The organism is Methanoregula sp. (genome assembly GCF_028679125.1).
In the GTDB taxonomy this organism is placed as follows: Archaea; Halobacteriota; Methanomicrobia; order Methanomicrobiales; family Methanospirillaceae; genus Methanoregula.
The window spans coordinates 12,348-29,934 of record NZ_JAJRCG010000021.1 but is presented as its reverse complement, the minus strand read 5'-3'; the positions used below and the strand labels follow the sequence as shown (position 1 = coordinate 29,934).

General features: G+C 57.1%; 17 protein-coding genes and 2 tRNA genes. 10 read left to right on the top strand and 9 right to left on the bottom strand.

The features are described from left to right. Positions 1 to 252: 252 nt before the first annotated feature. The 7 genes from LUQ43_RS11700 (at position 253) to LUQ43_RS11670 (ending at position 8,252) form a co-directional block, all read left to right on the top strand. Positions 253 to 2,193, top strand: a complete 1,941-nt coding sequence (locus tag LUQ43_RS11700; protein ID WP_299967888.1) for a proton-conducting transporter membrane subunit — start codon at positions 253 to 255, stop codon at positions 2,191 to 2,193. After that, a complete protein-coding gene (locus LUQ43_RS11695; RefSeq protein ID WP_299967884.1) occupies positions 2,190 to 3,131 on the top strand; it encodes an NADH-quinone oxidoreductase subunit H in 942 nt (313 codons plus the stop codon). The genes LUQ43_RS11700 and LUQ43_RS11695 overlap by 4 nt, the downstream gene beginning before the upstream one ends. Beyond that, positions 3,128 to 3,820, top strand: a complete 693-nt coding sequence (locus tag LUQ43_RS11690; RefSeq protein WP_299967882.1) for a hydrogenase subunit — start codon at positions 3,128 to 3,130, stop codon at positions 3,818 to 3,820. The genes LUQ43_RS11695 and LUQ43_RS11690 overlap by 4 nt, the downstream gene beginning before the upstream one ends. After that, a complete protein-coding gene (locus tag LUQ43_RS11685) occupies positions 3,817 to 5,301 on the top strand; it encodes a proton-conducting transporter membrane subunit (protein WP_299967880.1) in 1,485 nt (494 codons plus the stop codon). Before LUQ43_RS11690 ends, LUQ43_RS11685 begins: the two co-directional genes overlap by 4 nt. Then, the gene (locus tag LUQ43_RS11680; protein WP_299967877.1) at positions 5,301 to 6,881 is read left to right on the top strand and encodes an NADH-quinone oxidoreductase subunit C; all 1,581 of its coding nucleotides are present in this window, start codon (positions 5,301 to 5,303) and stop codon (positions 6,879 to 6,881) included. Before LUQ43_RS11685 ends, LUQ43_RS11680 begins: the two co-directional genes overlap by 1 nt. Positions 6,882 to 6,891: 10 nt before the next feature. Further along, entirely contained in the window at positions 6,892 to 7,410 is a 519-nt protein-coding gene (locus tag LUQ43_RS11675; RefSeq protein ID WP_299967875.1) for an NADH-quinone oxidoreductase subunit B family protein, read from the top strand. A 62-nt stretch (positions 7,411 to 7,472) separates the two neighbouring features. Next, a complete protein-coding gene (locus LUQ43_RS11670) occupies positions 7,473 to 8,252 on the top strand; it encodes an alpha/beta hydrolase (RefSeq protein ID WP_299967874.1) in 780 nt (259 codons plus the stop codon). Between the two features lie 28 nt (positions 8,253 to 8,280). Here the strand turns inward: LUQ43_RS11670 and LUQ43_RS11665 are convergent, their stop codons facing one another. The 3 genes from LUQ43_RS11665 to LUQ43_RS11655 are packed head-to-tail and all read right to left on the bottom strand — an operon-like array spanning position 8,281 to position 9,964. Continuing rightward, a complete protein-coding gene (locus tag LUQ43_RS11665; RefSeq protein WP_299967872.1) occupies positions 8,281 to 8,769 on the bottom strand; it encodes a Mut7-C RNAse domain-containing protein in 489 nt (162 codons plus the stop codon). Continuing rightward, positions 8,762 to 9,772, bottom strand: a complete 1,011-nt coding sequence (gene amrS / locus LUQ43_RS11660) for an AmmeMemoRadiSam system radical SAM enzyme (RefSeq protein ID WP_299967870.1) — start codon at positions 9,770 to 9,772, stop codon at positions 8,762 to 8,764. Before amrS ends, LUQ43_RS11665 begins: the two co-directional genes overlap by 8 nt. Before the next feature lie 18 nt (positions 9,773 to 9,790). Beyond that, entirely contained in the window at positions 9,791 to 9,964 is a 174-nt protein-coding gene (locus LUQ43_RS11655; RefSeq protein WP_299967868.1) for a hypothetical protein, read from the bottom strand. 43 nt (positions 9,965 to 10,007) lie between these two features. Between LUQ43_RS11655 and pyrH the strand changes: the two genes are divergently transcribed. From pyrH to nth, 3 genes are all read left to right on the top strand, one after another. After that, positions 10,008 to 10,712 carry a UMP kinase gene (pyrH, locus tag LUQ43_RS11650; protein WP_299967866.1) on the top strand — a complete coding sequence of 235 codons (705 nt, stop codon included), beginning with the start codon at positions 10,008 to 10,010 and terminating at the stop codon, positions 10,710 to 10,712. Between the two features lie 59 nt (positions 10,713 to 10,771). Continuing rightward, positions 10,772 to 10,846: transfer RNA gene (locus tag LUQ43_RS11645), tRNA-Pro, on the top strand. A 7-nt stretch (positions 10,847 to 10,853) separates the two neighbouring features. After that, entirely contained in the window at positions 10,854 to 11,501 is a 648-nt protein-coding gene (gene nth / locus LUQ43_RS11640; RefSeq protein WP_299967864.1) for an endonuclease III, read from the top strand. Between the two features lie 556 nt (positions 11,502 to 12,057). On the opposite strand, the gene LUQ43_RS11635 is transcribed toward nth, so the two are convergent. From LUQ43_RS11635 to LUQ43_RS11610, 6 genes are all read right to left on the bottom strand, one after another. Further along, positions 12,058 to 13,089: an inorganic phosphate transporter gene (locus LUQ43_RS11635; protein ID WP_299967862.1), complete on the bottom strand. Its 1,032-nt coding sequence runs from the start codon at positions 13,087 to 13,089 to the stop codon at positions 12,058 to 12,060. 25 nt (positions 13,090 to 13,114) lie between these two features. Next, positions 13,115 to 13,744, bottom strand: a complete 630-nt coding sequence (locus LUQ43_RS11630; RefSeq protein ID WP_299967934.1) for a DUF47 family protein — start codon at positions 13,742 to 13,744, stop codon at positions 13,115 to 13,117. 64 nt (positions 13,745 to 13,808) lie between these two features. Next, complete coding sequence (locus LUQ43_RS11625; RefSeq protein WP_299967860.1) at positions 13,809 to 14,990, bottom strand: inorganic phosphate transporter; 1,182 nt, start codon at positions 14,988 to 14,990, stop codon at positions 13,809 to 13,811. A 5-nt stretch (positions 14,991 to 14,995) separates the two neighbouring features. After that, positions 14,996 to 15,625, bottom strand: a complete 630-nt coding sequence (locus tag LUQ43_RS11620; protein ID WP_299967856.1) for a DUF47 family protein — start codon at positions 15,623 to 15,625, stop codon at positions 14,996 to 14,998. Between the two features lie 153 nt (positions 15,626 to 15,778). Then, positions 15,779 to 17,161, bottom strand: coding sequence for a hybrid sensor histidine kinase/response regulator (locus LUQ43_RS11615; protein ID WP_299967854.1), 1,383 nt, complete (start codon positions 17,159 to 17,161; stop codon positions 15,779 to 15,781). A 217-nt stretch (positions 17,162 to 17,378) separates the two neighbouring features. Continuing rightward, positions 17,379 to 17,450, bottom strand: a tRNA-Ala gene (locus LUQ43_RS11610). Positions 17,451 to 17,587 lie beyond the last annotated feature (137 nt).

Genomic DNA, 17,587 nt, shown 5'->3' with positions numbered 1-17,587 from the left:
TTGTTTTTCCTGATCCTTCACGAATCAGGATCAGTACCTGCGTGTAAATTGCTGGCAGAATTGTCATTTCTCACTATATCCTCGCCATTATAAATATAAGGATAGAGAAATAACCGTGTTAGATTGACATCTGCCGAGGATACACATGTCCATCCTTACGATAATCCCCCGTGCGTTGCCTATCCCTTCTGTACGGTTCGTGGCCGGTACCCGAAGTGGCAGTGACGCGTGCACTCTCCTGCCGGTGATTGCATGATCCAAGAGACCTTGTTCGTCATAGCCCTGCTGGTGTTTGTGGCTGGCATTCTCATCCCGCTTGCAACCGCTTCGCGGGATCAGCGCATCTTCAGGATCGTCTCGCACGGATGCACGGTCATCGGGTCTGCAGCCCTTGGAATCCTGGCTCTCCTTGTTCTCCTCACCGGAGATGGACTCTCCTGGACCCTCTACCAGCCGCTCCCCGGCTGTTCCCTGAGTGTCACCATCGATCGCCTTGCCGCGTTCTTCCTCCTTCTCATCGCTGCGGTATCTGCCTGCGTTGCGCTCTATACCGCAGAATACGTTGAACATCTCGAAGGCGGCTCCCGGAGGAACCTGCTCTGTGCCTGCACCAACCTCTTCATCCTCGCAATGGCACTCGTGGTCGTATCGGCCAACACCTTTGCATTCCTCATCTTCTGGGAACTGATGGCCGGGTGCTCATTCCTTCTCGTCATGTATGACTATGCCGGGCCGGAGACCCGGAAAGCCGGGATCTTCTATTTCGTGATGACTCAGCTCTCCACGCTCTTTGTCCTGCTGGGCATAGTCCTCCTGTACGGTCAGACGGGCTCGTTTGCCTTCACCAGGACCGGTGTATCTCTCATTGCCACGCTCGCATTTATTGCGCTGCTCATCGGTTTCTCGATAAAAGCAGGGATCATCCCGTTCCATAAGTGGCTCCCGTATGCCCATCCCGCAAGCCCGACCCCCATATCGGCGCTCATGTCAGGGGTCATGCTGAAGATCGCAGTCTACGGTCTCCTCCGGTTCCTGCTGGATGTCTTCTCCCCTGATCTGTGGTGGGGAATCCTGATTCTCATCCTTGGTATCGTATCCGCGGTGCTGGGGATCATCTATGCCCTGAAAGAGTACGATATCAAGGCGATGCTTGCCTATAGCAGCATCGAGAATACCGGCATCATCTTCACCGGTATCGGCCTGTATGTCATCTTTGCCAGTTCCGGCCAGCCTGTGATTGCTACCATCAGTCTCCTTGGCGCACTCTTCCATGCGCTCAACCACGCGATGTTCAAGAGCCTCCTCTTCCTGACCGCGGGATCGGTGGTCCATGCAACGCATACCCGTGATATTGAGCATATGGGCGGGCTTGTGCACCGGATGCCCTGCACCTCTGCCCTGTTCTTTGTCGGAGCACTCGCAATCGCCGCCCTGCCCCCGTTGAACGGGTTTGCGAGTGAGATCCTGATCTTCATCTCGTTCTTCTCGTCGGTCGCTGTGGCAGATCCGCTCTTCAAGGTCTTCCTGTTCCTCTGTCTCGGGCTCTTTGCTCTCACGAGCGCGTTATCCGCGGCCTGTTTTGTCAAGGCGTTCGGGTCGATCTTCCTTGCTCTCCCCCGGTCCCCGGAGAGCAGCAGGGCACAGGAAGTGCCGTTCCTGATGCTGCTGGGCCCGGCCCTGCTGGCTTCTGCCTGCATCGTTCTCGGTCTCTTTGCCGCGCAGCTCTTCCTGCTGGTCGGGCTCTCGGTGCCAATCCCCGACATGTTCCTTGTCGGCCTGCTGCTCCTTGCCATGGCATTCCTTACCTTCGCGGTCTTATACTTCACGGCCTCCCGCGAAGTGAGGGTGACCGGGACCTGGGGTTGCGGAACCCCTTCGCTCAAGCCGGCCATGGAATATTCCGGCCACGGATTCTCGGAACCGATCGAGATCATCTTCTCGACTGTTTACCGCACGGAGATGAAGAACGAGCGGAAATTCTTTGACGCAAAGAACTGTATCTTCGCTGAAGGCACGGCGGATATCCGGCTCATGAAAATCTTTGAGGAGTATCTCTATCTCCCGGTTGCCCGGTTCTCGTACCTGGCAGCAACAAAAATCTCCCGGTTCCAGAACGGGTGCCTTGACACGTACCTCCTCTATGTCTTCTGCGCCGTGATCGCCATCATAGTGTACCTGGGGTGGCTGGCATGAGTCTCTCGTTCATCATCTATCTCGTGATCAACACGCTTGTCGTTCTGGCAATTGCCCCGCTCTTTGTCAGCATCATCAAAAAGGTGAAGGCCTGGACGCAGGGGAGGCAGGGCCCCTCCCTGTTCCAGACGTATTTTAACCTTGCCAAGCTCGTGAAAAAGGAGACGATCTATTCCGCCCACTCATCGTGGATCATGCGGATCACCCCGCTCGTCAGTATCGCGGCGATCCTGGTTGCGGCGCTCTTTGTCCCGCTGGTCTTCGTGCCGGAGCCGGTTGGGGGAATCGGCAACATCATCCTCCTGCTCTACCTCCTCGCGCTTGCCAAATTTTTCATGGCACTTGCCGGCCTCGATGCCGGCAGCTCGTTTGGGGGGATGGGCAGTTCCCGTGAGATGAGCATATCCGCCATCATCGAGCCCACGACCATCATCGTGTTTGCCGCGCTCGCATTTGTCTTCAAGACACTCAATGTCTTTACCATGTTCTCCGCGTCGGTGGCATCGGGCACGACCTCAACGCCGACCCTGATCCTGCTGGCCATCTCACTCTTCATCATCCTGATAGTCGAGACCTCCCGGATCCCGGTCGACAACCCGGAGACCCATCTCGAACTGACCATGATCCACGAGGGCATGATCCTCGAGCAGTCCGGCCCCAACCTGGCCCTCATGGAACTCTCATCGGCTGTCAAACTGACGCTCCTGATGGCGCTGCTCATCAACCTCATTGTTCCGTTCGGCCTTTCGACCACCCTGACCCTTGGTGCACTTGTACTTGCGATAGTCCTGTTTGCCCTGAAGGGGACCATCCTTGCCGGGATCATCGGGCTCTTTGAATCATCGATGGCCAAGATGCGTTTCTTCCGCCTCCCCAGTCTCTTTGCCATGGCGTTCTTCTTCTCCACGCTCATCATCATCATCGAGGTGTTCGCATGATCGATCCCGCACTCATCCAGTCCGTTATACGGGTACTGTTTGCCGTCGTCATCATCACGGCGGCATATATCATCTCCACGAGGAACCTGAGCACGCTGGTATCGGCCTATGCTTTCCAGTCGCTGACACTGGTCTTTATGGCGCTCGCCCTCTGGTCCCTTGAAGACGCACCAATCCTCCTGGCCATCGCCATCATCACCTTCATCAGCAAAGTGCTGATCATCCCCTACTTCATCACCACCATCCAGGAGCGCATCCGGATCAAACGCGATATCGAGTTCCATTTCCTGAGCCCCACAACATCACTTCTGCTCTCCATGGGTCTCATACTCTTCATCTACATCGCGCTCTCGAACATCCTCAAGGACACCGCGGCCCGGGAGAGCCTCTTCTTCTTCGGGGCCGTCATCGGCCTCTCCCTGATGCTCATGGGTATGATGGTCACATTCTCGCGGAAGCGGGCTATCACGAAAGTTCTCGGTTACCTTTCCATGGAGAATGGCGTCCTGCTTTTCGGTATGTTCGTCACCGAACTGCCGTTCATCATCGAGTTCCTGATCGTCATCGACCTGATCATCCTCGTCATGCTGACCACGATCCTCTCGGTGGGCCTCGACTCCACTCTGGAAGAATACCACGACCGCCTCCACCGCTTCCACCTTGTTGAGGATACGGAGGAAGGATCATGATCCTGGCGGCCTTTATTGTCACTGCCCTCGCAGCGCTGGGGCTCATTGCGGTCAGTCGGACCCACCGCCAGATGAATTCGATCTGTATTGGCGAAGCAGCTGTCTTCCTTGGCCTTGAGATCTGGCTTCTCCTCTCCGGGCAAATTCCCGTATTGTCCCTGGTGCTCGGAAACCAGTACTTCTTCATCGACCATCTCGGTCTCTATGAAGCACTTATCGCATCCATCATCTTCCTGCTTGCCGCGATCTATGCCCGGGGGTATGTCGACAACCTGCTCGAAAGCAGGGAACTCGGGAGAGGGAGTCTGAAGCTCTTCTACGTGGCGTGGGCGTTCCTCCTTGCCCTCATCGTCTTTGCGTTCTTCTCGGACAACCTGGCCCTCTTCTGGATCTTTACCGAACTGACAACCGTTGTCTCGGCTATCCTCATCGCAATCCTGTATGCGAGGGACAATATCGATGCCGCCATCAAGTACATCTTCATCGCATCGGTTTCGATGCTCTTCTCGTTTGTCGGCCTCATCTTCCTCTTCCAGATCTCGCGGTCAACCTTTGACCCCGGCACCCTGAACTGGACAGTCCTGATGCAGCAGGCACCGGCATTTCCCGCAGGTATGATGCTTGCGGCCTTTGCTCTCCTCTTCATCGGGTTTGCGGCCAAGTCCGGTATCTTCCCCTTCCATACCTGGCTCCCGGAAGCCCACGTGCGGGCACCGTCAGCGGTCAGCGCCCTCCTCTCAGGTGTGCTCCTGAACGTGGGGATCTATGGTATCATCCGCATCTTTGCGCTCGTCCACCGGACCACCGCGGTCTCTACGGTCTCGATCCTGCTCCTGGTATTCGGTCTCCTTACGGTCGGCATTGCAGCCATCTCCATGCTGCCGCAGAAGAAACTCAAGAAACTGATCGCATTCTCCAGTATCGAGAACATGGGTCTCATCCTGGTGGGTCTTGCCATTGCGACACCCGTCGCCATCTTCTGGACGCTCTTCCATGTCATGGCCCACTCCTTCACCAAGGCCGGTCTCTTCTTCTCGGCCGGAATCCTCCACCGCCAGTATCACAGCCCGCTCTCTGCCGATGCAGTGGACGATATGCATGATGTATTCCGGTTCCAGCCGGTGGCCGCATGGGGGATCATCCTTGGCGGCCTTGCGATCATCGGCATGCCGCTCTTCCCGGTCTTCCTCTCCAAGTTGTTCATCCTCACCCAGCTCTTCACCGTCTCGCTGCCTGCTCTGGTCCTCCTGCTGGTCCTGTTGTTCATCGCGGCTGCGTCCTTTGGGTATTACGTGATCAGCACGTTTACGCAGGTATCGCAGCCGGGACCCGATGCCCACGATATCGTGGCGTACAAGACCCCCGCCGGCATGCAATGGCCAATCATCATCCTTATTGTCATGATCTTTATACTCGGCACGGTGTTCACGTCCGGGGAGACCGGATTCCTTAATACGATTGTTGCGGAGCTGATGTTCTGATGGCAGAAGAGACCCTGATGGAAATGGAATCCGTGCAGGACCTCATCGGATCCGCTGGTCTTGCGGCAAAGATTGTTCCCGGGCCCAATGACGAATATTACCTCACGGTCGGGGAACCGGCGTTCGACCCGCTGGTGACCACCCTTGCATCCCGCAAGTGCGTCCTCATCGGCCTCTTCTGCACGGAAGGGTTCTCTCCCGATGCCCGCTTCTCGCTCCTGTACGTCTTTGAGAAGAAGAATATCGTCCTCATCCTCGTACGGAACAGCGACGGGACTGCAACCTCGGTTGCCCGCATCTTCCCCTCGGCCTCATGGTTCGAGCGCGAGTGCCGCGATGGCTTTGGCATCCGGTTTGATGGGGCGTTTGACGAGCGGCGACTCTTCCTGCACGAGACCTATCCCGATGGCTTCCACCCGCTCAGGAAGGATGTTCGGAATATACCGGTCACCATGCGGTCAACCATAGATGTAGTCGGTGAATATCCCTTCCGGAGCGTTTCCGGCAATGGTGTTTACCAGGTTGCAGTTGGCCCGGTGCATGCAGGTATCATCGAACCGGGACACTTCCGGTTCAGCGTGATCGGCGAGAAGATCTTCAACCTCGAGATCCGGATGTTCTACAAGCACCGTGGGATTGAGAAACTCGCGGAGGGAAAGACGCCGCAGGAGGTGGTGCGGATCGCCGAAGCGGTCAGTGGTGATGAATCTGTGGCCAATGCAACTGCCTGCTGCCGTGCCGTTGAGGCGATTGCGCAGATGACCGTGCCCGAACGGGCCCACTATCTCCGGACTATCCTGCTCGAACTGGAACGGATCGGATCGCATCTCGGGGACCAGGGCGGTATGCTGGTTGATGTCGGGTTCCCGCTGGGTGCCAGCCAGTTCGCGGTGCTCCGCGAGGAGGTCTTCCGCATGAACGCCAGCCTGACCGGTTCACGGTTCCTGCGGGGGATGGTCGACGTCGGCGGCCTTTCGCGTGATATCCCAAAACGGCAGCTGGATGAACTCGGGGAATTTATCCGGGAACTGAAGAACCGGTACCGCATCGGGCTGAAGATCGTTCTCTCGACGTCGTCAGTCCTGGACCGGTTTTCGCCAACCGGAGTAATCCGGAGATCGCTCCTGCGCCCGCTCAATATCACCGGGCCGATGGCCCGGGCTTCCGGAGGCCGGGTGGATGTGCGGATCAACCACCCGTACGGCCTCTACGACCGCTACCCTCCCACCATGAAGACGCTCAATGACGGGGATGTGCTCTCCCGGTTCACGGTCAAGGCATCCGAGTTCCTCGACTCTCTGGACCTTATCGAACGGCTGCTGGCAGATATTCCTGAAGGCGGCGTCAGGACAATTCCGGAGATCAAAGACGGGTATGCTCTTTCCCTTGTCGAGTCGCCACGGGGACAGGACCTCTGCTGGGTCTGGATCCGGAACGGCACGATCGAGCGCTACAAGGTACGGACTGCATCGTTCTGCAACTGGCAGGCTATCGAACACGCGGTTCAGGGAGAGATCGTCCCGGACTTCCCGCTCATCAACAAGAGCCTGAACCTGTCGTACGCGGGAACGGACCTGTGAGGGAACAGATATGGTGAATTCGTTAACCTGCCTGCTCAAAAACAAAGTAACGGAAGAGGATATTGTCCGCGACGACGAGATCGAACACCTGGGTCGGGAGATCCGCCGTGAAATTGACGCCGTGTTCGGGAGGAGTCTTGCCATCCGGGAGCTCGATACCGGCAGTGATAATGCTGCCGAGATCGAGATCAACAACCTCAGCAACCCCTATTACGACGTCGAGCGGTTCGGTATCACGTTCGTTGCCTCCCCCCGCCATGCGGATGTGCTGATCGTGACCGGCGCGGTGACGCAGAATATGGTGATTGCGGCACGGAACACCTATGATGCAATGCCCTCCCCGAAATTCGTGGTCGCGGTCGGTGATGATGCCTGCACTGGCGGGATCTTCAAAGGGACCTATGCCGTGCTGGGCGGGGCTGACAGGATCTTCCCGGTGGACATGAAGATCCCGGGCAATCCCCCGACCCCCCGGGAGATCCTGGCCGGCCTGCTGGCCCTGATGAAAACCGCCGGCAAGACCCGGTGATTGCATCGTTTTCCTGTCCGCAGGACACAATTTATACCCCGGCAGGATAACCGGTTAGCCATATGAAACCGGTACGGATGTGGGGGCCCGGGCCCTATAATGTGGCCGTCATTCATGGAGGCCCGGGAGCGCCCGGCGAGGTGGCACCGCTTGCCCGCGAACTCTCCACGCTGACAGGGGTGCTTGAACCGTTCCAGACCGAGACCACGCTGGACGGGCAGGTGCATGAGCTCCGGTCGGTGCTGGTAGAGCACGGTAACGTGCCGGTAACCCTCATCGGGTTCTCGTGGGGGGCGTTCCTCTCGTGGATGCTGGCTGCCCGTTTCCCGGCACTTGTCAAGAAACTTATCCTCGTCAGCAGCCCTCCCTTTGAAGAGCGGTATGTTGCCGGAATCACCCGGACGCGGATGACCCGGCTCCAGGACGCTGGCAAGGCACATGCCGAAGCACTGCTGGCAAAACTTGATGATCCTGCCCAGGCCAACAAGAACGCGATCCTTGCCGAACTCGGGACCCTGCTTGCCCGTGCAGATGCCTATGACCCGGGCAATGTGCCGGACGAAGGCTTCCACTGCCAGTATGATGTCTTCCGCGGGGTCTGGGACGAGGCCTGCGATCTGCGGGAGAAGGAGATCCTCCTCCAGATGGCAAAGGCGATCAAGTGTCCCGTGGTTGCGATCCACGGCGACTGGGACCCCCACCCGGCCGAAGGTGTCAATGACCCGCTCGCAAAAGCCCTTCCGGACTTCCGGTTCGTCCTCCTGGAGAAATGCGGCCATCGCCCGTGGACCGAGCGAACCGCGTCCGATGCATTCTACAAAACTCTTGTCGGGGCGATCTGATCCCGGGTCTCCCCTGCGATTTTCTGGATCACTTCAGAATTTTCCCCAGTCTTTCCTCCAGTTGCCTGCCATGCGACCCGTTCCAGTAGAGTTTCTTACAGTGCTCGCACCAGAAGAACGAGAACCCGTCACGATCCCGGGGTGCATAGTCCGCCCCGCTGATCTCCCCGTGACTGGCATCCCGGAGTAGCGTGTTGCAGAGCGAGCACCGGCTCAGGGTCAACCGCCGCTCGATAAGGCCGGCATCGATCAGCTGTTGTACCTGATCCATCACGTTCCCGGGCCGGACAAAGACCGCACGTTCTTTTCCGCGACGGGCGAGTTCTGCATCCCGGGTCAGGAGGATACGATTCTCCTGTGAGGCCATGTCGAGGAGGAGGGTGTCCTCCTTGGTGTTCCCCTCCGCGAGCCGGTTCGCGCTCGTGGTATCGTACCCCATGAATCTCAGGTAACGTGTCAGGGTACCGAGCATGCGATCAGCGATGAACCGTGTTTCATCACCCGAATCATCAGGCATGGGTAGCGATCCCGATTGTCTCACCGCACTTCCGACACTGCGTCCCGTCCAGCCCGACAAGCCGGCTGGAGAAGCCCTCCCGCTCGATCAGGGTGGCACCGCATGCCGGGCAGTACGTATTCTCGTACCGGTGGTGGTATACATTGCCGAGATAGGGATGCCGGAGCCCGAGTGCCTTTGCCCGCTCGTAGATCTTCTCGAGGGTGGCGATCGGTGTCCCCCCCCGGTCGGTCATCTGGTAATCCGGGTGGAATGCCGAGAAGTGCATCGGGGTATCGGGACCGAGATGATCGATCACCCAGCGGATCAGCGCTTCCTGCTCTTCCATGGTGTCGTTCAGGCCGGGAATGACGAGTGTCACGGTCTCGATATGCATGCCCAGTTCGCGGGCAAGCATGGCAGAGTCGAGGACCGGCTGGAGCCGGGCACCGCAGATCTTTTTGTAAAAATCGTCCGTGAATGCCTTGAGATCAACCCGGTACGCGCCCAGCATCGGAGCAAGTTCGCGGAGAGCCTCTTCTGTAATGTACCCATTTGTCACGTACACGGTGCCGAGCCCCCGCGCCCGGGCAAGCGTGCCCATGTCGAGCGTGTACTCGTGCCAGATGGTCGGCTCATTGTAGGTCCACGCGATGCTGGCGGATCCGCTGCCAATTGCCCGGCTCACGCCCTCCTCTGGTGAAAGGGACCGCAGGTGTGCGGTCTCTCGATCAGCCCGGGAGATGTGCCAGTTCTGGCAGTGTCTGCAATGGAAGTTGCACCCCACACTCCCGAGCGAATAGGAGGTTGTGCCGGGCAGGTAGTGAAAGAGCGGCTTCTTCTCGATCGGGTCGACCGCCTCTGCGCTGATCTTCCCGTATGTCCCTGCGTACAGGATCCCGTTCTCATTGATCCGGACCCCGCAGATCCCGTGCTTTCCCTCTTTGATCACGCACCGGTGGTTACAGAGGGAACAGGTTGCCGCGTTATTCTCTGTCTTCCGATATTGGCGGGCCTCGTGCATGGGGGACTCCACCCCGGATCAGCGGGGATTTTTCTTTGCGTCCCGATCCGCTTCTTCCAGTGCTGCGGGGTCGTCGATCTCAAGAACGAACGATCCACGGTATTTGCACTTCTTGCAGAGATAGACCTGGCCGATATATCCCCCCGCAACCGGGAAGATATCCTGGCTTTTACAGACCGGGCAGTAGAACATGGTCAACAACTCTATATGAGCACCCGGTACAAAAACTAGTGCAATGAAGAAGGTTGTCATCTCGCTGGGCGGCTCCATCCTGATCCCGAAGCTGGACGAGCACCGGATAAAAGAATATGTCCCCGTACTGAAGAAGATCGCACAGAAGCACCATCTCTATGTTGTCGTTGGCGGCGGAGGCATGGCCCGGAGTTATATCGACATCCTCCGGGATGTGGGGAGTGATGAGGGCACCGCGGACGAGGTTGGCATCCTGATCACCCGGCTGAACGCGACCCTGCTGATCGCGGCGCTGGGAGAAGCCGCGTATCCCTCGGTAGCCACGAGCCACGCGGAGGCACTCATGTTCGGGGAGTCCGGCAAGATCGTGGTGATGGGCGGCATCACCCCGGGCCAGACCACCGATGCCGTTTCGGCAGTCCTTGCCGAGCGCGTGGGCGCATCGGTTTTCATCAATACAACCTCCGTTGACGGGATCTATACCGAAGATCCGAAGAAGAATCCGAAAGCAAAGCGGTTTGATACCCTGACACCCGAAAAACTGCTGGAGATCGTTGGCGGAACCGCGCTCGGCGCCGGCTCCAACAACGTGCTCGACATTGTTGCCGCCCGGATCGTGGAGCGGAGCGGCATCCCCCTTGTGGTCCTTGACGGGAGCGTGCCAGGGAACCTTTCGGATGCGATCCTTCTTGGAAAATTCCGGGGCACGGTTGTATCAGATGAGAAGAAGAAACCGCTGCCGGTATGAGTAATCTCCCTCTTCCACCACCACCCTTTTTTATTCCCCCGCCCCAACTATGATACCGCGGGGTAGTAGGGTAGCCTGGTCCATCCTAGAGCGTTTGGGACGCTTTGACGGCGGTTCGAATCCGCCCTACCCCATTGGACCATGAAAAAACAGGATGCCGCACGGATCTATGCCGCTCTTCTGAACCGGTATCCTGATGCCCGCGAGCGCCCGGAGTCGGTTGCCCGGGGCACGCCGTTTGAAGTGCTCATCCTCACGATCCTGTCCGCCCAGACAACGGACAAAGCCGTCCTGAAAGTAAAAAAATCGCTCTTTGCGAAGTATCCCACTCCCGTGAAACTCGCGAAGGCACAGATCGCGGAACTGGAACCCATCATCCACAGCCTCGGCTTCTACCATGCGAAAGCGAGGAACCTCATCGCTGCATCCGGGACCCTGCTCGCGGAGTTTGACGGGAATGTTCCGGAGACGATGGACGAACTCCTGACAATCCCGGGTGTGGGACGGAAGACGGCAAACATCGTCATGTATCACGCGCTGGGCAGGAACGAGGGGATCGCAGTGGACACGCATGTCCGCCGGCTCGCGCAGAGGATTGGGTTTTCTGATACCGACAATGTCGAGGTGATCGAACGCGATCTCATGAAGATCTTTCCCCGGGATCTCTGGGGGGATCTCACGGATGTCCTCATCGCCCATGGGCGGGCGACCTGCGATGCGAAGAAGCCCTTGTGTGCTGATTGTGTGATCAGCGGGGAATGCCGGTATTTCCGGAATGAAAAATCCTGATAGGAAGAATAGGTTTTCGTACATCCGGGCATGGTGTCGCTCTGTTGCCGGCAGGGTTACGGATCTGACCGGATATATCCTGCAGATTCTGTTTGTATGGGTTCGACCGGATCTTTTTTCATAACCAGACCCTGCTCTAAAAAATTTCATGCAGGGTCCGGTTGATCTGCTCGCGGATTTCAGGCAGGGTACGAGGGGTTGATGAAAATTTTTTATGCAAGGTCCGGCAAAAAAATTTCAGGCAGAGTCTGCTCTACATTTTTCAAGCAAGGTCTGCTCTGAAAATTTTAATCAGGGTCTGGTTGAAATCCCGGTTTTTTTCACGTCGGAACCTTGGTTTTGAGATTCCGGTTCATGCAAACCTGGTTACCTTTTTCACAGCAGAGTCTGCTGAAAATTTTTCATGCAGGGTCTGCTCAAAAAAAATCAGGCAAGGTCTGGTTGATCTGCTCGCGGATTTCAGGCAGGGTACGATGGGTTGATGAAAATTTTTCAGGTATGGTCCGGCAGAAAAATTTCAATCAGGGTCTGCTGAAAAACCCTGTCCATGTATGGATCAGTACCCGATGAATACCCGGATCACGGTGAATGCAACAAACCCGATGAAGGCGCTGATGGGTATCGTGAGGACCCATGCCGACATGATCCTTCGTGCCACCCCCCATTTTACTGCACTGGCGCCCATGGTCGACCCTACGCCCATGATGGATGTGCAGATTATATGGGTGGTGCTGACCGGGATCCCGGCAACCGATGCCCCGAGAATTGTTGCCGCACCAGCAGTCTCCGCAGCAAATCCGTGGACCGGGCGGAGTTTTGTGATATTGTACCCCATGGTCTTGACAATCCTCCAGCCTCCGGAGAGGGTGCCGAGTGCAATCGCGGTATAGGAGGCAATGATCACCCACATCGGCACCGGCAGGTTGTTGGGATCCACGGATGCACCGAAATACCCGATCGAGAAGAGGAGGGGAAGGATGATCCCCATCGTCTTCTGGGCATCGTTGGTTCCGTGGCTGAAACTGTAGGCTGCTGCCGAACAGAGCTGGAGCCTCTTGAAATAATGTTCAGCAGACTGCTTGTTGGCTTTTCGTGTAGCCCAGAGGACCACAACCATGAAAAAGAATCCGGCGATCAGGCCGATAACCGGTGAAGCGAACATAAAGGTCACAACGAGCAGGACAGTCTCTATCTTGATTGCGGCAAGTCCCGCTGCCGCGATACCGGCACCAACAAGACCGCCGATTAATGCATGAGAGGACGACGTGGGGAGGCCGATGAACCACGTGATCAGGTTCCAGGTAATTGCACCGATCAGAGCACAAAGGATGATATAGGGAACCACAGCGGTTTCAACGAAGTCGAGGTGAATGATCTTACTGACCGTGGCCGCAACGGCAACGCCGAATCCGAATGCAGCAACGAAGTTGAAGAAAGCAGCGAAAAAAACAGCATTGCGGGGGGAGAGGACCTTCGTTGATACCACCGTTGAGATCGAGTTGGCCGAGTCATGGAACCCGTTGGTAAAATCAAAGACCAGCGCTATGCCGATGATGATGACGATCAGTTCCCATGTTGCTTCGATCATGCCAGCCTCTTAACTATTCCCGGTATCATGAATGCCGAATCGCGATATCCGAGAGCACGTTTGCCACATCTTCGCACCGGTCGGTTGCGGTCTCGAGATGCTCGTAGATGTCCTTGAACTTGATGATCATGATGGCATCGTTGGTCTTGAAGAGGTCGGTGACGGCCTGGGCGAGCACGTCATCGGCAAGGTTCTCCAGCCGGTTCACCTCGATGCAGCGTTCATCTATGTAGCGCGGATCCTTGATCGACCGGATGCCCTTGACCGCGCTCTCGACCTCGATCGTGGACATGTGGATCAGCTTGGCGAGTTCCACCATATGTGAATCGGCAGAGTCGATGCCATAATAGAGCATCTTCTCGGTTGCACCGTCAATATAGTCCAGTACATCGTCCATGGTTGAAGCAAGCCGGGAGATCTCTTCCGGATCCAGCGGTGTAATGAACGTTGTATTCAGCTGGTGGTAGATATCGTGGGTAAGGAGGTCGCCCTTGTGTTCGAGTTTCTCGATTGCGTGGCGTTTCTCCTTGACATTGGAAAAATCTTCAGTGAGGGCGACCAGCTGCCACGCAGCCTCCTTCACAATTCCTGCCTGTTTTTCAAACAGATCAAAAAAAACTTTGTCCTGAGGTATCAGCAATTCCCGCAAGCCCATAACAAACACAAACCCAGTGGTAATCGGCGGTGAATCTTAAAAATATAGCGAAACCCTGCGGGCCTCAGAATGCAGCCATGGCAAGCGAGACCACGGAGTACCCGGCCCATGCCACCGCAATGGCAAGCGGGATCGTGATGATCCACGCGGTCATCATCTCACGGACAACCCGCCACTGTACCGCGTTTTTGCCCCGTGTTGCCCCGACTCCGATGATCGTCCCGTTGATCGCGTGGGTTGACGAGACCGGGATCCCGGCCACCGTAACGGCAACCAGGAGCGTGCTGCTCACGGTAGCGGCACAGAACCCCTGGTAAGGACGGATCTTCGTGATCCCCTTTGCCATCTTGTCCACGACCTGCCACCCGCCGAAACAGGTGCCCAGGCCGATGGTTATGGCACAGGCAAGGATCACCCACAGCGGGACATCGAATGTCAGGAGGATTCCGGATGAGAGGAGCAGTGCCGTGATCACCCCGACTGCGAGCTGGCCGTCGTTTGCACCATGGGCGGTTGCCTGGATCAGGCATGCGAGGATATGCAGGGGCCGGGCAACCCGGTTCACCCGGTTCCGGCGGGAATGCCGGAAGAGGTGGGTGATGAGGAGATCGAAGGAAAAGGCACCCACGGTCCCGATGATGGGGGAGATGAAGATGAAGAGCACGATCGCGAGCAGGCCGGAGAGTTTTAACATACCTGCCAGCATCAGGATGGGAATGATCAGGGTGGCGCCGCAGATGGCCCCGAGCAGGATACCGAGCCGGACATCTTCTTTGCATGATGCGGTGAAGAGTCCCAGTCCGGCTCCCCCGATAGTCCCTCCGATCAGGCCGTAGAAGATGACCTGTTCAACGGTTGTGAGTGAAGGGAGAATTATGGCAGCAGGTCCCATGACCGCGATACCGGCGCCGATCAGTCCCCCTACCAGCGCGTTGCTGCTGGAGAGGGGGATGCCCGCCCGGGTTGCGACAAATACGAGGAGAATGGCGGCACCCGTTGCAACAACAATGGAGAGCGGGGTGAGGCCGTCCTGGTTCACGATGGCAGTCCCGATCGTGGCAGCAACGGCGGTCGTGAAGATGAACGGCCCTGCCATATTGCAGATCGCAGTAGAGAGAACGGCCTTGAATGGCGAGAGGGCTTTGGTCGCAACAACGGTGGCGATGGAGTGGGAGGCATCATTCAGCCCGTTGACAAAACTCAGGCCCATGGCGAGGATGATGCCGAAGAGAACTAGGGGCTCCATACCGGTCATACGTGGGCCATCGCGATGTCGTGCAGGGTGTGCCCCACATCATTGCACTTCTCCATCACTTTCGCCAGCCCCTCGTAAATATCCTTGAGCTTGATGATCAGGAGGAGATCCTGCGTCTTGAAGAGTTCAAGGACGGCGCGTGAGAGGAGTTCCGTGGAGAGATTGTACAGCCTGCTGATCTCGCGGGTATGGGTCTTGACCTCCTCGGGATTCTTCAGCGTGGCAAGGCTGTTCACCGCATGGCTGATCTCGGCACTGGTGAGCAGGATGAGGTACGAGTATTCCTTGAGCACATCGTTGGTTGCCGGGATCCCGTAATTGCATAACTGGTGGGTGACCCAGTCGATTTTATCGAGGACATCGTCAAACGCCGGCGCAAGCCGGGCGATCTCATCGGGTTCGAGCGGGGTGATGAGCGACTCGTCGAGCCGTTCGAAGATCTTCCGGGTGATTTCGTCTCCCATATGTTCGATCTGCCGTATCTTGTGGGCTTTCTCGGTTCCCCCGGGCAGTTCGTGGGTGATCTCGTTGAGCGTGGTCGATGCCTCGGCGATCTTCTCCGTCATCTCAAAAAACAGCGTGAAGAAGACCTTGTCTTCCGGCAGGATCAGGTCACGGATACGCATAATCTTCAGACTTATCCTTACCCCGTGAACATAAAAAAGTGTGTATGGTACCCGGGGACAGGAAGAGAGAATAAACACAGGATTGCGGGAGATACCTGACCGGAATTCTGCCCGGGCCTATTAACCCGCCTGTACTATGAGACCCCCGGCACACTATTCCTGGACCGGCCGGAAGCCGTCAGGAGGCACGGTGATCTCAAAGTATGCCCCTTTGCCCGGGGTGCCCTTCTCCCAGATGGTAATGCTGGTGATGCCAAGGATCTCCCGGCTCAGGAACAGGCCAAGCCCGGTATTCTTCCCGAACCCCTTTAAGAAGATCCGGTCCTTGTCCTCCGCTGAAACACCCTCCCCGTCATCCAGGTACCCGACGGTCATCGCCCCCTCCGCATTTTTGGCCATGGTGATGCAGATCTTCCTGACCTGCCTGCCGTGACGGATGGAGTTATCGACCAGGTTCTCGAAGACCTTTGCGAGGAGCGGATCGGCATACACTTCGGTGGCCAGGTTTTTTGTCTCAAGCTGGATCCCCGCAGCCCTGATGATGGGCCTGAGCACATCCACGATCTTCCTGATGTCCTGCCACCGGGGGACCTGTATCCCGATATCCTCGTACTGTTTGGTGAAGACAATCTGTCTCTGGATGGTCTCCGTGGCAAACTTCGCTTTCCGGAGATGTTCAAGAACGGCCGGGTTCACGCTCTCCGATTCCGCGAAGTCGATATACAACTGGAGAGCGGTGATCTGGTTGTTGATGTCGTGGCGGGTGATGCTCGTCATCAGGTTGAGTTTCCGGTTTGCATCGGCAAGCGCCTTCTCGACCCGTTTCCGTTCGGCATTCTCCAAGGAGAGGTTCGCGTTCGCGGTCTTGAGATCCGCAACCGTTGTCGAGAGTTCCTCGTTGAGCAGGCTCATCTGTTCCTGTGTTTCCTGCAGTTCGGTGTTCTTCCGCAGGGCATACTCATAGGTGGAGAGGAGGATATTGAGGATGCGGGAAGGGTCGGAGGTGATCCGGTGCTGCTGGTGGCCGAAGATAAACTCAACAGGGGGATGATGTGGGAACTTGTTCAGGCTGGCTGCCTCCAGCATGGTTGCGATGCATGAATAGATGTGCCCTGCATCATACGGCTTGACAATGAAATTGTCAGCCCCGGCTTCCAGCCCTTTGATCACATCCGCCGGGTCATAGAGCTGGGTGACGAGGATCACGGGGATCCCGGAGGTGCGGGGATTTGCTTTCATCTCCCGGCAGAGATCGTATCCGTCCATCTCCGGCATGACAATGTCCGTGAGCACCATGGCCGGGAGATCGCTCTGGATTAGGTCGAGCGCTTCCCGGCCATGGGTTGCCATGACAACGCTGTAGCCCCCGGTCTCAAGGATATAGCGGAGATACTCTGCCTGGGTACGGCTGTCCTCGACAACAAGGATCCTGCTGCCGGCGAACCTGCTGCTCTTGTCAGGGAGAACATCCGGTTTCTCCTGACGGGGGCTATCTGGTATATCGCCATGTTCCCGGGATCCCTTTCCTGTTGTCAACGTCGTAGCCACTCAGGAATCGTCTATTTAAATTCAGGTCTCATAAGCATTGTGAAACAGTCCGCCGTCGGTACGCAAGAGTCCTGCAGGCCAGTGTCCCGGGGGATCACCGAAACCGTGCAGATACAACTGGCATGATTATCAGGAAATTTTCCGGCAACCTGTCGGGGGAGCGTATCGATCCCGTGTTCAAAAAACAGTCCTGCTGAAGCGGAGATGGACCGGGCGGGAATTGAACCCGCGGCCTCTTCCATGCCAAGGAAGCGATCTACCACTGATCTACCGGCCCGCTCCTATCTAGTAAGTTGTCCATGGTTAAAGAATTGTTTGTTCACCCTGCGGGCCGGATCCCCCGGGCCCGGCTCGCTGCAAAACACGGGGAAAACGGCGCTAGGTATTAGTATTCACTCGCCAACATTTCTCCAG